Consider the following 14587-nt stretch of genomic DNA (forward strand, 5'->3'; position numbering starts at 1 on the left):
AGGAAATCTATGAAACTCGCATCTCTTCTGCGCGCCACACTGCTGGCGACGACACTGCTGACGCCGATGGTGGCGCTGGCCGACGACCTCGTCATCGCCACCAAGTCCGGCCCGGCCTCCATGGACCCGCACTTCACCGCGACTTCGGCCAACGCCGAGGCGACCAAGCACATCTTCGACACGCTGCTGAGGTCCGGCAACAATCTCGAAATCAAGCCCGGCCTGGCGCTGAGCTGGACAGTGGTCGACGACGCAACTTGGGAGTTCAAGTTGCGCGACGGCGTGAAATTCCATGATGGCTCGGACTTCACCGCCGAGGACGTGAAATTTTCGATCGAGCGCATCCCCAATGTGACTGGCCCCAACCCGTCGACCATCTTCGTGCGCCGGGTTAAGAGCGTCGAGGTCGTCGACAAGCTGACCGTGCGCATCAAGACGGAAGGCGCAGCCCCGACGCTGCCCAACGATTTCGTGCGCCTGTTCATCGTCTCGCACAAGGCTGCTGCAGCCTATTCGACTAAGGAGACGGCCGCCGAAGGCTTCAATTCCGGCAAGGCGACGATCGGTACCGGCCCCTACAAATTCGTCAGCTGGGCGCCCACGCAGGATATGGTAATCGAGAAGTTCGACGGCTACTGGGACGGCGCCCAGCCTTGGGACAAGGTGACCCGCAAGGAAATCCCCAATGACGCAGCGCGCGTCGCGCAGCTGAAAGCCGGTCAGGTCGACCTGGTCTCTAAGGTTCCAGCGACCGATCTGGCCAACCTCGAGGCCGACAGCAACATTCAGGTCATCAAGGACGAGTCGGTCTATATTCCCTACCTCGAGTTCGACTTCCGCGAGAGCTCGCCGATGGTTTGGGATAATGCCGGCAAGAAGCTCGACAAGAACCCCTTCCTCGATCCGCGTGTTCGTGAAGCCTTCGATCTAGCGCTCGACCGCCTGACGATCTCGGAGGTTGCGCTCGAAGGCATGGGCGTGGTGCCCACGCAAATGGTGTCGTCGAACATCTTCGGCTACAACAAGGACATCCAGCCAGCCGCCTTTGACGTGGAGAAGGCGAAGCAGCTGATGGCCGACGCCGGCTATGCTGATGGCTTCAAGGTGTCGCTCAACTACGCCAACGACCGCATGCCATCCGAGCTCGGACCGACCGTTGCGCAGCTAATGGCCGCTATCAATGTGAACATGGAAGTCAACGGCGTTCCGGCCGCCGTGTTCAACCCGGCCAAGACGCGCGGCGAATATTCGCTGTACATGGCTTCCTGGGGCACGTTGACCGGCGAGGCGAACTACATGCTGTCGTCGCTGATGCACACCAACGATCCCTCCAAGTCGCTGGGCGCCTTCAACGTGCGTGGCTACTCCAACGCCGAAATGGATAAGCTGATCCAGGATGCCGGCGCCGAGATGGACGAAGCCAAGCGCCGCGAACTGCTGGAAAAGGCCAATCTGCTTGTTTCGACTGACCGCCCCGACCTGCCGCTGGCCGTCAACGTGTCGGCCTGGGGCGCAAAGGCCGGCAAGATCGTCTACACGCCGCGCTCTGATGAAGACACGCTGGCGATGGACGTGAAGCCGAAGCAGTAACCCGACCAAGTCTCCCGAGGCGGCCCTACCCAGGGCCGCCTTCCTCTTTTTTTGCAGGATTAAATCGAATGAGCACTTTTGCCCTGGCTATCCACGGCGGCTGCGGCGTCATGGCCAAGCTCGACCTCACCGAGGACGAGTGGATTGCAGCCCGGCACGATCTCGGGCGCGCGCTGGAGAGCGGATACGCCATCCTCAAGGGTGGCGGGACGGCACTTGACGCCGTGCAGGCTGCGGTCGTCGTGATGGAGGACAGCCCGCATTTCAATGCCGGACATGGCGCAGCTCTGAACACCGAGGGCGTCCATGAGCTCGACGCTTCCATCATGGATGGCGCGACGCTGGCTGCAGGTGCAGTCAGCGCCGCCCGCAACGTCCGCAACCCGGTCCTTGCCGCCCGTGCCGTCATGGAAAATGGCGATGCGCTGTTGCTGACCGGCCCCGCTGCGGACCGTTTCGCCGACGACCAGGGCTTGGCGATCGTCGAACAGGCCTACTTCACCACCGAGCGGCGCAAGGCAGCACTGGAGGCCCTGAAGGCACATGCCCTGGCCGGCACGGCTGCGAAGGCAAGCGAATCCGAAAAGCACGGCACGGTGGGCGCGGTCGCGCTTGACAGCCATGGCCACCTGGCCGCGGCGACCTCGACCGGCGGCTACAACAATAAGCCCGACGGCCGCGTCGGCGACAGCCCGATCATCGGCGCCGGCACCTATGCGCGCGATGGCGTCTGCGCCGTCTCAGGAACCGGCAAGGGCGAATTCTTCATCCGCCATGTCGTCGGCCACGAAGTGGCGTCGCGCATGGCCTATCTGGGCGAAAGCTTAGAGGCTGCCGCGACCAAGGTGATCATGCATGACATGAAACCGCACGACATCGGTGCCGGTCTGGTGGCTGTCAGTGCCGACGGCGCAATCTCAGCCCCCTACAACACCGACGGCATGTTCCGCGGGTGGGTAGGCGAAGACGGTAAGATATTCGTCGCGTCCCACAGCGAGGTCTTCGCCCACAATTGACGGCTAGGGACAGGCCGGAAGCAGCACAGGGATCCGGCTTGATTCCGCTGGACCGCATTGAGCCGAGGTCGGCAACGCTACGAAGTCTGCGAGCTCATACACGTAGAACTGGTTCAGGCTAGCGCCCTGCCTGGGTTGCGCTTAGATCGACGAGGTATTCGGCGACGAAGCGCTCTGCTTGTCAGTTAGCGCCACGTCTGGTTTACCTGGTATACGGCCGGCGGGTTGAGGGGAGATTCATTTGTCAGGTTTTCTAAATAGACGATCCCTGATTGTGGGAGGGTTGTCATTCCTAGCCCTATTCGGACGTGCCGAAGCCTCCCAGAAGCGTTGGTATATTGGGAGAATTCCAGATCAGCCGTTTGATATTCCTCTGGTCGACAAGGCGCTTGTTCCCAGGCAGTTCCACCGGCAGTCTGTAGCTTATTTAGGCAAGGAAGCTGTCGGAACGATCCTTATCAACAAGCAAGAGCGCTTCCTGTACTACATCGAAGGCCCTGGTAGGGCGATCCGCTTCGGGATTGCAGTCGGTCGGGACGGACAGAAATGGAGTGGTGAGGCAACAGTTCAACGAAGGGCCAAATGGCCAACGTGGACACCTACCGCCAATATGCGACGCCGTAATCCGAACTTGCCAGTGCGCGTTCCCGGAGGCCCGCAAAATCCGCTCGGAGCAAGGGCTCTGTATCTCTATCGTGATGGCCGGGATACCCTATACCGTATTCATGGGACCAATGAGCCGTGGTCTATTGGCACTGCTGCATCGTCCGGTTGCATTCGGATGTTGAACGAGCACGTTTTTGAGCTCTTTGGGACAGTGCGCAACGGCGCCCGAGTTATCGTTGTCTAGTCACTTTGCGCCAAGGTCAGGGGATCAGAAGCCTTGTCCGTCCGAAGTTCTGATTTCGTATCGATCGACAGGCCACTTGAGCGGTTGGGATGGTAGCCGCCCTCGACCGATTAGAAGCGCTCGTTGCGGGAGGGATGCGCCATTTGCAGCAATGGGGTCGCAAGCGGTCGGGCGGCAAGAAACTGGCGAACGGCGGCTCTACCCGCATTAGCAGCCAAAAGCTGCCCAACTGGGTTCGAGCATGCGCCGCCAAAGAAGCCTTTGCGGCTACCTTGCGACGGCAGCTGAGGGACTTCCGGTACTCTACAAGACATGTTACCCCAACTGTAGGCGAAATACACATACGGATTTCTACCTAATGTCTCTGTGGCAACCTCGATTGGAACGCGATGCCCGTTTGAAGTATCTGGCAATCGTCGAGGCGCTGGAGGCAGATGTTCGCGCTGGCCGAGTACATCCGGGAGATCGCTTGCCGGCCCAGCGCTCGATAGCCGAAGTGCTCGATGTGGACCTGACGACTGTTACGCGTGCTTTGAACGAAGCCCGTCGCAGAGGGCTGGTCGATGCGCACGCCGGGCGCGGGACATTCATTCGAGAGGGCGTTGGGAACCAGCAGTCCGCAGGCAACTTTAGCGGGACACCACTGCTTGACCTCAGCATGAATATCCCGCCGCAGCCGGTCGCCGCCGACCTTCGGCGCAGGATACCGGCCGGAATTGCCGATCTCCTCTCCAGCCCTCGAGGCATGCTTCACCTCCACTACCAAGAAAGCACCGGCAGCGATCCGGATAGGGCGGCAGCGGCGGACTGGCTAGAGCAGCGGGTCGGGGCTGTTGCCCCCGGTAGAATCCTTGTCGCGGGCGGCGCACAAAGCGCACTCTTTGCGATCTGCGAGTATCTGACCAAACCAGGCGATGCGATCGCTGCCGGGGCACTGACCTATCCCGGCTTGAAGGCCGTGGCCCAGCAGCGTGGGCTGGTGCTCGAGCCCATCTCAATGGATGCTGAAGGCATCGTGCCGGATTCATTTGAAGAATGCTGCCGCAAAGCGCCACCCAAGGCGATTTACATCGTGCCGGCAATGGACAATCCGACGACGGCGACGCTCAACGAAGTCCGCCGGCACCAGATCGTCGACATCGCGCGCAACCATGGCGTGGCGATCATCGAAGACGATCCCTATTCACCGCTAAGCGCCACAGGGGTCACGGCCCTTGCCGATATGGCAAGCGACCTGACCTGGCATATCGCAACACTATCCAAGTGCGTGACGCCGGCGCTGCGGGTGGCGTATGTCGTTGCGCCGGGCAATACGCAGGCTAGGCGGCTTGCAGGGATCTTGCGGGCCACCAACCTTATGGCGCCGCCTCTCAATGCCGCATTGGCATCGAGGTGGATCGCAGACGGCACATTGGCTTCGATAACCACGGCAATCCGGGATGAAAATGTCGAGCGCCAGAAACTGGCGGCGTCGATATTACGCGGATCGAGTTTTTCGGCTGACCCTTTCGGACATCATATTTGGCTCAGGCTGCCGCAGCATTGGCGAGCGACGGATTTTGCAGAGCACGCCGATCGGTCTGGTGTTGCTATCGTTCCAAGTTCCACGTTCTCGATTGCCGTACAGCCACCGGAAGCCGTTCGCATTTCACTTGGTGTGGCGCCCGACAGAGCGGCTCTTGAAGACGCCTTGACCCTGCTTGCTTCGCTTGTCGATCAGCCTTCGCTCGCAACAAGAGCCGTCGTCTAGCTCCCGCATATTGCGGTCGCGCAGCACGCTATCGCAACAAATATCCATACAAACTTGGCGAGGCACTTCAGTCAATCTGATGCAGTTCTGGAGCAAAGCTATGTTTGCTTCACCTCGCTAGTTGTCTGGCGGCCAAGGGAAACTTGCATTGATTTGGGTATTGCGAGTCGCGTGGTGCCTACTGGCAATCATGACGATTGCCCTGCAGAACCAACTCTGCTACGGGTAAATGTCCGTACAATTAGGAGCTGCCATGCCAAGTCCTTCATTTTCTCGCCGCGGTGTCATAGGTGCAGCGGCCTTCATTGCAACATCGTCGAATATTGGGTTAGCAAAAGCGTCGTCTGAGGCGCGGCCCGACAGTTCATCAGGCGCTACCTGGACGCGGTTTTCCATTGGCGAGATCCAGGCAACAATTGTCAGCGATGGGAGCCTTGGCATGGGAGACCCAAAGCAGTGGTTTGTCGGATTGAAGCCGGGTGAAATGGAAACTGTCTTTCAGGACAATTTTCTCAGCGAGACCAACCTTACGCTCGCCGAGAACATTCTGGTCCTGAACACTGGCAAACGAAAGGTCCTCTTCGATACTGGAACAGGAGGGTCGCCGCGGCTTGGCAAGGCGGCTGGAAATCTCATGGAGAACCTTTTGGCCGCCGGAATCGATCCGACCACAATAGACGATGTCATCCTCACGCACGCACATCCCGATCACGTCTTCGGCCTGGCTGACGCTGACGGTACCCAAAATTTTCCAAACGCCCAGATCCATCTCAGCGAGACAGACTTCGATTTCTTTACCGATACCGCAAACTCAAATGATCCTAAAAATGGTGCCTTCATTCCTGAATTGCACACCAAGCTCATGGGCGTAAGAGACAGGCTCTCAATGATCGCACCGGGGCAAGAGGTGCTTCCGGGGATTACTGCCATCGCTGCCCCGGGCCACACAATGGGCCACACTGCCTTCGTAATTTCGTCGGGCAACGCGGCACTGCTCAACGCTGGTGACCTGGCGCATCATCACGCGCTTTTCACCAAGCATCCAGAGGTCAATTTTGCCGCGGATCAAGACCCGCAGCTAATGGCCGAAACGCGCAGGAAAATGTTCGACATGATAGCAACCGATCGACTCAAAATGGTCGGCTATCATTTTCCCTTCCCCGGCGCGGGTCACCTTGTCAAAGCAAGTGCAGGATACGACTTCATCCCTGTCAGCCTTGATACTATCTGAGAATGCCTGAATGTCCGAACGATTGGCGTAAGACGTCAGTTCAGGGCAGCTCCGGCTCAGTGATTTGTATGATTTTTCAACGCACTGGCAGAAGATACTTCAAGCCCTGCGTGAAGCCACGCGGTGCGACGCGTGACATGATCCTCGTCGTTCAGTACCGTCGATTTCAATAGCAGGTTTGGATACTTTCGGCTTTGTAACGCTGTTTCCAGAGCCTTGTTGTCGACCACCATGTCCACTGATTGATTGTAGCGCCGATCGCCTTTGCGCAGGGCCTCATAGGCACCAACGTAAAGATAGACCTTCGCCGGAAGGTCCTGACGCTGAGTGGCGTAGTTTGCTTCGAGCTTTAAGGCGTGGCGCTTGTCGTACCAAAGAGAGGGACTTCCAAGGATATAGCCGCTGAACAGATCGGGTTCAGTGAAAAGGATCTGCACACCGAGCAATGCCCCGTAGGAGTGTCCAAGAAAGAGTGATCTTTTAGGATCGGTCCGATAGCGGGCGGCGATGAATGGCTTCACCTGGTCGCGCAGATATCTCTGATAGGCCTCCGCCTGACCATGGACTGCATGGGCTGGGGCGGTGCTTGGGCCGTTAACCGTCGGAGTGTAATCGCGCTGACGGCTTATCATGCTGTCCTCACCTTTTGCGTAAGACAAGCCGACAAGGATGAATTCCTCAATCTTTGGCCCTTCGACGTTCAAGCGGCGGCCGATCTGCCGGATGATCGGGAAAGCGTAGTCAGCGTCAGTGACGTAAAGCACGGGGTAACGGCGCTGTGGCTGCTTCGCATATGACGGTGGTAACGCGACGAAAACCTGGTAGTCGCGACCTGAAGCTGGGTCGGGTACGTCCCAGACTTCACTATCGATGATTTCGTATGCGCGCCCCTCTCCAGACTGCACTTTTGGAGCCGACTGGGCGTTCGTCGGAGTGCTAGAGACGCTCAAGCTGGTCACGGCTGCAATCAGCAGAGTGGTCAGAAATCGTTTTCGCATGTGGAGTCTCCGCCGTTTCGCACCGGCTTCAGAGCACCGGATTGGTGTGATTTCGATCATTGGCGGCGCATATGCATGGCAACAAGATTAAGATGTTATTGATTGAATCCATTTTCAGCAAACGTGACGGCTGAGCTTGGAGGTGTCAGCATATAGTTTTGCAACGCACAGTTTACGCGCTGAGTGTCACGCTGCGACGGACGGTACCTTCTCGCTCTACATCCGTGCATATTGGGGCAAGGAACCGATCCTGGACGGCTCATGGCAGCCACTGAAGATCGAACGAGCTTAGCCGTCGAAGAGTGGCGCAGGGTGCGCGCTGGCTAGTAAGATGCCCGAGAGCCGCTCAAACGCGGGCGGCTCTATCGACGAGGACAGCTGATTCCCAGACAGGGAAGCTTGTGCAGGGGATAAACTCCCGATCTAGTGACCGGGAGCGTCGTCCTCTTCACCGGAATCGTCTGTCCCTTCCAAGGCATTGCGCCAGCGGCCGATGAGGGCCAGCAGTTCAGCTTGAGCGCTAGATAGGGCGACATGCTCCTGCTGCCGAAGCGCCATGCGCACCGACGTCCTCGACAGCCTCGTCGCCGGCAACTCGGTCTCGTCCGGCTCCTTGCCGTTCCGTAGAACCTCTTCGACCAGCGACTTTACCGCCACTGCCTCTGCGATCCCGAAGTCCTTTAGCAGGGATTGGAAAGCTGAATGCAGCCGTTGGTCGAAGGGCCTGTCTTGTCCCATCTCGTCGCTGACGGGATTTCCGGGATGCAGTGAGCCCACAGGCAATAGCCCAACAGGAATTGGCGTGTTGGCAGAGTGGGTTCGCCCACCTTTCAGAAGTTTTGGCAGAACATGAGTGTGCGGCCCCGCCGGCGAGACCCCGCCCGTGTCTGGGCCACCGATCTTCTGGTAGACCTCGACGCGGCCGATATTGGTCAGCGCAACCCGATGAGGATGCGCCGAGAGGATCGCGGCCATCGCGTGGTTTGCGGGGTCCATCACCGAGAGGCCGAGATTGGCTCTCAACACGCCCAACAGCTTCGGATCGCTGGTGCGAACGCAGAAGTCGCATTGCGGCAGCGACAGGCCCATGTCGAACAGGATACCCGTGCGGTCGATGCCGCGGATGGCATTGTCATCTGGGCCAATTTCGGTCAACACTTGGCGCGCAGGTCTGCGCGCCAGGTGTTCAGGCAGGCAGAGCGCCAGTGCCTGGCTCCAGCGATGTCGTTTCGGGCTGAGAGTCTCGTACGCAACGGGAACAATGTTCGCGAGAGCTGTAGGCTCGATACGGACTCCGCCCCTTCGCGTCGCTCGCGTGAGGCGAGCTGGATCGTCAATCACCGGAATTTCGCCGAGGTCCTGATGAAACTCGGCAATGGCCCCAAAGGTGCCCATGCTCCAGCCGCTCTGCCAATTGGCAAGGTGCTGGCCAAGAAGGTCCTGAAGTCGGCTCATGGGATCATTCCTTTGTGGGGGCTGGTTGCCAGATCTAGCGGTTGCACCAGCATTCCGCCTCTCGCTTCGCCGAAATGAGCTTCCACCCCATAGACGGAGCGGAGCGTATCGGGTGTGAGCACTTCGGAAGGCGGTCCGTCAGCGACGATCCGGCCTGCGTCTATGAGCAAGAGTCTGGAGCACCACCGCGCCGCAAGCCCTAGGTCGTGCATCGAGGCGATGACGCTTCCTCCCCTGCGCGCCTGATCGGTGAAGAGGCGCATCAGGGCGATCTGGTGCGAAGGATCGAGGCCTGCAGTGGGTTCGTCGGCAAACAGCAGGGGCGTGTCCTGCGCGAGCGCTCGCGCGATGAGCACGCGCGCCTTTTCGCCGCCAGACAGATCTGTCGCCGGGCGTTCACGAAATGGCTGCACCTCCATCCGTGCCATCGCTTCTTCGACGATCTGCCTGTCCTTGTCCGACAAAGGCGCGAAGCTTGGGCGATGCGGGGCTCGTCCGAGGCTGACGAGCATTTCAACCGAAACCGACCAGGCAATCTCCCTGTCCTGGGCGACATAGGCGGCATGGCGGGCCCGTTCGCGTGCTGAGAGCCGGGCAGCATCGAGAGAACCGAAAGCGACGCTTCCCACTGCAGGAAGCAGCCCAAGCAGCGCACGCAGCAACGTCGACTTGCCTGCACCATTGGGGCCAATCAGGCCTATGAACTCGCCCTCGGCGACATCGAAGGAGATCCCATTGATGACCGGGCGGGTTCCAAGCGAGACCTTGAAGTTCTGGACATCTAGCAGCATCAGGCGAGCTTCCTTCTCGTGCGCCAGACCAGCCATAGGAAGAACGGCGCGCCGACGATGGCGGTAAGGACTCCGAGCTTGAGGTCCTTACCGGGCGCGATGATGCGCACCAGGATATCGGCCGCCAGCAGCATGGCAGCACCGCCAAGCGCGCTCGCTGGAAGAAGCCGGGAAGGGCGCGATCCGACGAGGGGGCGCAACAGGTGGGGCACGATGAGCCCGACGAAGCCGATCGCGCCGGACACCGCGGTCGCGGCGCCGACCGATGCTGCGGTTCCAAACACGGCCAGAAACTGGACCCGACGAAGATCGACCCCCATGGTGGCAGCGGTATCGTTGCCGAGGGTCAGCGCATCTAGGGCCTGCCCCAACGCCGCGAGCATCAACCAGCCGATGAGCATGAATGGCAACGCAAGCCAGACGTGGGTCATCGACCGGTCGGTCAAGGAGCCCAGCATCCAGAACATGATCTCGAGCGCGGCAAATGGGTTCGGAGAGAGATTGAGCGCAAGAGATGTCATCGCGCCTGCGAAACTCGATACGGCGACACCTGCCAGAATGATGGTCAGCGTGCTGCCGCGGAGACCTGCCAAAGCCTGGACGACCACGACTGCGACGGCGGCAGCAGCGAGCGCTGAAAGCGGCAGTGCCAGGGCAAACACTGATGTGAGCCCGGAGTAGATGGCGACCACCGCACCAAGCGATGCCGATGCACTCACGCCGATCAGCCCGGGTTCAGCCAGCGGATTGCGCAGGTATCCCTGGAGTGCGGCACCCGACAGGCCAAGGGTAGCTCCTACCATCAGGCCGAGCAGGGCACGGGGCAGGCGGATTTCCTGCATGACCAGAGCGATCGCATCAGCCTTTGGAGAGAACAATGCGGCGAGGCTGTCAGAAAACGCTATCGCCGCCGGGCCTACGGTCAGCGACAGCAGAAATAGGCAGGCAGTAACTAGCGCCAAGGCCGCGAGGACCGCATAGTAGGTCATTGGGGCTCTCATGGATTTCCCCTGTTGTTGCTGGCTGCAGCCTGGAGGATCCGAGCCGCTTCGAGCGTGAAGGGAGCACCACAGATCGTGTAGCCGGAGGGAACGGTGACCGATCTTCCTGAGGCAGCGATGGCGCGATAGGCCGGGTGGACAAAGTTATCTTGCGCAAGCGCAGGAGCCCCGTAGGACGTGTTTCCGTCGGCGATCAGGTCAGGCTGGGCGAGGACGAGCATTTCCAGCGGCAACCGCGAGGTTCCAGACAGGCCGAGCTTGTCCGCGAGGTTGGCGAGGCCCGAAAGCTTGACGACCTCGTCGACCAGCGTGCCGGCGCCTGACGTGTAGCTATTGGCATAGTAGGTGGCTACCGTCTTGCCTGAGGGTGGTTCCTTCTCGAGCTGGGTGATGCCCTTGTCGAGTTCGCCGACAAGTTCGGCTGCCCGATCCTCCCTGGCGAGGATCTTACCCATTCGAAGGATGTTCGCACGGATGTCGGCGATCGAATTGTCGGGTGCGAATTCCTCGACTCGGATGCCCAGGCGCCGAAGCAGTTCCACCGTCGTTCTCGTGGTGTAGGTGCCTGCCAGCACGAGGTCGGGTTGCATCAGGAAGACCTCCTCCGCAAGACCGTGATTGACGGCAATCCCAGCCGCCTTCTCGAAAAGAGCGGAGGTGCTGGGATCGCTTGCCATGTAGGAGACCGAGTGCAGCTGTTCCTTGTCTGCAATCAGCATGGCCAACTGATCGGTGCACACGTTCATCGAAACCACGCGGCTGGGGCCGTCGGTTGCTTCTGCCGCGGGTGCAAAGGCCGCCAGAACGAGCGCGCCAGCGAACGAGCACCGCCATTGATGAAGGCTTGCTCTTGAAAGGCAGCTTAGAGACATCCGCATCATCTCAGAACTGGCGCGTGAAGCTGAGGTTGATGGTCCGACCTGGCGCTCGATAGTCGGTAACGGTTGGGTACTGCTCATCGAATAGATTCTCGACCGAAAATTTCAGGCTCGATCTGTCATCAAAGGCATAGTCGGCCGTGAAGTCCACGGTGACATATTCCGGCAGCTTGACCGTATTTGCGGCATTGGCATAGCGCGGGGAGGCGTAAAGCAGCTTGGCCGTGAGGTTGAGCTGCTCGTTCGCTAGGTAGCCTATCTCCGCCGTGGCCTTGAACCGGTCGCGGTAGGGAATGTAGAGCCCGTTGTCTTGGTTCTTTGGCTCGCGATAGTCGATCGTAGCCTTTCCGCTCCAACTGTCGCTGAATTGGTGAGACACCGAAGCCTCTATGCCCGAAACCTTGGCTCTGGCGACGTTGAAGGGGAGGTAAGTTGGGGGATTGGACGCAATCGCGTCGGTGAGCCAAGTCTGGTAGACGGCTACGTCAACCGTCGTGTCGACCGTCGGCCGCCAGTTCAGGCCGATCTCGTAGGAACGAGACTTTTCCGGCTTGAGGTTTGGATTCGAGTAGCCCGGATAATAGAGGTCGTTGAAGGTCGGGGCACGGAAGCCTGTGCCGTAGGACGCTCGCGCGATGAGATCCGGAACGATTTCCCAGCTGGCACCGAGATTGTAAGTCGTCGCATCGCCGAACTGTTCATTGTGGTCGTAGCGCAGGCCGCTATCGATGGTGAGTGCGCCATACTCGACCGAATATTGCCCGAAGACCGCACCCAGATTGCGGGAGTCGACACCGAAGTCGACGGTCGACTCCACACCTTCGCGATAGGCTTCAGCTCCGCCAGCCACGACATGCGTTGCGTCGCCAATCTCCAAGGATTTCTCGGTTGAGGCGAAGATTCCAATGCGCTGAGTGTCAAACTCACTGTTGCCAACAACACCATCACGGAAGTTGGTCGAACGGTCTAGGCCGCTGGAAACCTCGACGGTCGAATTCCAGCTGTCCGAATGCTTCAACGTGGCGCCGATCTTTCCGGCGAATGTATCGGTGTCGACCTCGTTGAACGACGGAAACGAATTATCATACTCCGTCCGGCCACGGGCAAAGAGGCCGTCGGCGTAAAGCCGACCCCAGTCGTAGGATTTGGCGACAGAGAAATTCATTGAGCCCTGCAGGAAACCGTCATCGTCGGGTTCATGGCCCCATGCCAAGGGTGTGGTGAAGTCATAACCTTGGGTGCCGAGGAGACTGCCGCCCAGAGCGTATTCAACGCCGCCTGCCGTCTGGCCACGCACGTTGCCGGATACATGTGCTCCCCAGGGATATGTTACCCCCGTGGTAATCGATCCGCAGCGATCGCGTCCGTCGTCGCACTTGCCGCCCTGCCTGGTGATGATGTTGATCACCCCTCCAATGGCATCAGCGCCGTATTGGGCTGAATGCGGACCCTTCGCTATTTCGATACGCTCGATCGCGGAGAGCGGGATGTTGAAGATCGAGCTTGTTCCGCTGGTGGCTGAGGCCGTACGCACCCCATTGACGAGCACGAGTGTCTGTCCCGAGGACATGCCCCGAAGATAGACATTTGATGCGGAGCCTTGGCCGCCATAACCGATGATCGAAACGCCGGGATAGCGCTTGAGGAGCGAGGGCAGATCGGGCGCAGCCGATCCCTTGATCTCGTCTTCATCGATGACCGTGACGGAGGAGGTAGCCCGCACAAGCGAGCTTGCGCGGCGAAGAGGCGTGGTGATCACCAGCCTGTCGAGCAGGGTCGGCCCTGATGAAGGCGCCTCTTGCGCGTAGGTGTGACCGGGAAGTGCCAGCGACAGTGCGCCGGCGGCAATGAGTAGTCTCTGCAATTTTGCCCCCAAATGGTTCGGGTGGCGCGGTTAAGGCGCGCCAGTTTCTCCAAACCGCAGGCAGGCTGGTGCAGGGAATGCAATTCACACTGCGGCCCTCCGCATGCGGCAACACTTTTCAATGTCACCGCCACGAGCGACCGCGCCTGTCCGCACCCCGTGGACAAAGCATGGGTGACTGGAACGGGCAGGTCTCCTGACTTCCGTGTCTCAGCCTTTCTCCGCCTTCCCGACCGCATAACGTGCGCTCAGTGGCATGTTGGAGAAGGCTCAACGGTTACAGTTGCGGGGGCAGTCGCGGATTCGGCCAGTGGCCTCACCGTGTTCCCTTTTCATCCACCTCTCGGCGGAACCAATTCCGAGTCGGAAAATAGCCAGCGCCCCGAAGCGTTGTCAATTGCAGGGGTATCGGAATTATTGCAGCGAGAGCAGCTCATCTGGGCGTAGACAAATTGAAGGATGTCAAATGCAGGTCGAATCCAGTGATTGCTACCTAGATGGGAATTGTTTTCTGTATTATTTGTCAGGCGTGTGCCTTCATGCCGCAGGTATATTATTCTGTATTTGCGAAGAATTATGACAGCGACCGATGCGATGCGCCCGCCGCGACGCACGTTCAGATAAGTGGCGTAGATCCACAGATACGGCCAGTCGCCTTCGATTGGCCGGGCCAGGAAGGCCTGACCTTGTCGTGGTCTCTTCGCACAGGCAGGTGACTTGGCTATCGGAAATACCGCTCATGCACATCGCCTTGACCGGATCGTGGACCGAGCGCGTCGAGATGCGGCTGCCCCGGGGCCCATCAGTGTTCTAGCTCCAAAACTGCATGATTGGCGTCCGCAGGCGCTCGTAGTCACGTGCATGATGGCTGGGCGCGGTTCGGATTGGTCGGCTGGCGCGGCAGAAGAAATAGCAAAATCAGATGGTTACGCAGCTATTTTAATTTTCTATCCGATGCCTAATAGGCATTTCACATGAAGTCTAATACGAATTTTACGGGTGGTTTGCGGGCTCGTGCCAAACGTACCAAAGCCCGCACTCGAACCCACCCAACTTCCCGGCGAGTATTCCTAACCACTGTGCTCGGTCATTGCGACTCGCACGGAGATCAGAGGGTTTTCGAAGAGAGGGGCAGCAAAGAGCCTCGGGTTTCAACGGCATAA

11 protein-coding genes, 1 pseudogene and 1 riboswitch are annotated in these 14587 nt (G+C 59.4%); of the genes and pseudogenes, 5 read left to right on the top strand and 7 right to left on the bottom strand.

Features of this window, described 5'->3' with window-relative positions:
• Nucleotides 1-9 precede the first annotated feature (9 nt).
• The 5 genes from AC1DLV_RS21405 (at nucleotide 10) to AC1DLV_RS21425 (ending at nucleotide 6437) form a co-directional block, all read left to right on the top strand.
• Entirely contained in the window at nucleotides 10-1590 is a 1581-nt protein-coding gene (locus AC1DLV_RS21405; protein ID WP_476801909.1) for an ABC transporter substrate-binding protein, read from the top strand.
• A gap of 68 nt (nucleotides 1591-1658) precedes the next feature.
• Nucleotides 1659-2606 (top strand): isoaspartyl peptidase/L-asparaginase family protein, encoded by a 948-nt coding sequence (locus tag AC1DLV_RS21410; protein WP_476801908.1) that lies wholly within the window; start codon nucleotides 1659-1661, stop codon nucleotides 2604-2606.
• A 241-nt stretch (nucleotides 2607-2847) separates the two neighbouring features.
• Nucleotides 2848-3456, top strand: coding sequence for a L,D-transpeptidase (locus AC1DLV_RS21415; RefSeq protein ID WP_476836233.1), 609 nt, complete (start codon nucleotides 2848-2850; stop codon nucleotides 3454-3456).
• A gap of 379 nt (nucleotides 3457-3835) precedes the next feature.
• Nucleotides 3836-5206: an aminotransferase-like domain-containing protein gene (locus AC1DLV_RS21420; protein ID WP_476801907.1), complete on the top strand. Its 1371-nt coding sequence runs from the start codon at nucleotides 3836-3838 to the stop codon at nucleotides 5204-5206.
• Between the two features lie 253 nt (nucleotides 5207-5459).
• Nucleotides 5460-6437, top strand: coding sequence for an MBL fold metallo-hydrolase (locus tag AC1DLV_RS21425; RefSeq protein WP_476801906.1), 978 nt, complete (start codon nucleotides 5460-5462; stop codon nucleotides 6435-6437).
• 56 nt (nucleotides 6438-6493) lie between these two features.
• Here the strand turns inward: AC1DLV_RS21425 and AC1DLV_RS21430 are convergent, their stop codons facing one another.
• The 7 genes and pseudogenes from AC1DLV_RS21430 to AC1DLV_RS21460 all read right to left on the bottom strand — a co-directional run.
• Nucleotides 6494-7435 (bottom strand): alpha/beta hydrolase, encoded by a 942-nt coding sequence (locus AC1DLV_RS21430; RefSeq protein WP_476801905.1) that lies wholly within the window; start codon nucleotides 7433-7435, stop codon nucleotides 6494-6496.
• Between the two features lie 423 nt (nucleotides 7436-7858).
• Nucleotides 7859-8890: a DUF6925 family protein gene (locus tag AC1DLV_RS21435; RefSeq protein ID WP_476801904.1), complete on the bottom strand. Its 1032-nt coding sequence runs from the start codon at nucleotides 8888-8890 to the stop codon at nucleotides 7859-7861.
• On the bottom strand, nucleotides 8887-9684 hold the full coding sequence (locus AC1DLV_RS21440) for an ABC transporter ATP-binding protein (RefSeq protein ID WP_476801999.1): 798 nt from the start codon (nucleotides 9682-9684) through the stop codon (nucleotides 8887-8889). Before AC1DLV_RS21440 ends, AC1DLV_RS21435 begins: the two co-directional genes overlap by 4 nt.
• The gene (locus tag AC1DLV_RS21445; RefSeq protein ID WP_476801903.1) at nucleotides 9681-10670 is read right to left on the bottom strand and encodes a FecCD family ABC transporter permease; all 990 of its coding nucleotides are present in this window, start codon (nucleotides 10668-10670) and stop codon (nucleotides 9681-9683) included. The genes AC1DLV_RS21440 and AC1DLV_RS21445 overlap by 4 nt, the downstream gene beginning before the upstream one ends.
• 8 nt (nucleotides 10671-10678) lie before the next feature.
• Entirely contained in the window at nucleotides 10679-11563 is an 885-nt protein-coding gene (locus tag AC1DLV_RS21450) for an ABC transporter substrate-binding protein (RefSeq protein ID WP_476836234.1), read from the bottom strand.
• Between the two features lies 1 nt (nucleotide 11564).
• Nucleotides 11565-13424, bottom strand: a complete 1860-nt coding sequence (locus tag AC1DLV_RS21455; RefSeq protein ID WP_476801901.1) for a TonB-dependent receptor domain-containing protein — start codon at nucleotides 13422-13424, stop codon at nucleotides 11565-11567.
• Nucleotides 13425-13593: 169 nt separating this feature from the next.
• A riboswitch (cobalamin riboswitch) is annotated at nucleotides 13594-13796 on the bottom strand.
• A gap of 200 nt (nucleotides 13797-13996) precedes the next feature.
• Nucleotides 13997-14207, bottom strand: a pseudogene (locus AC1DLV_RS21460) (transposase); the annotation flags it as partial.
• Between the last annotated feature and the right edge of the window lie 380 nt (nucleotides 14208-14587).

The organism is Aminobacter sp. 01T433, from assembly GCF_056398585.1.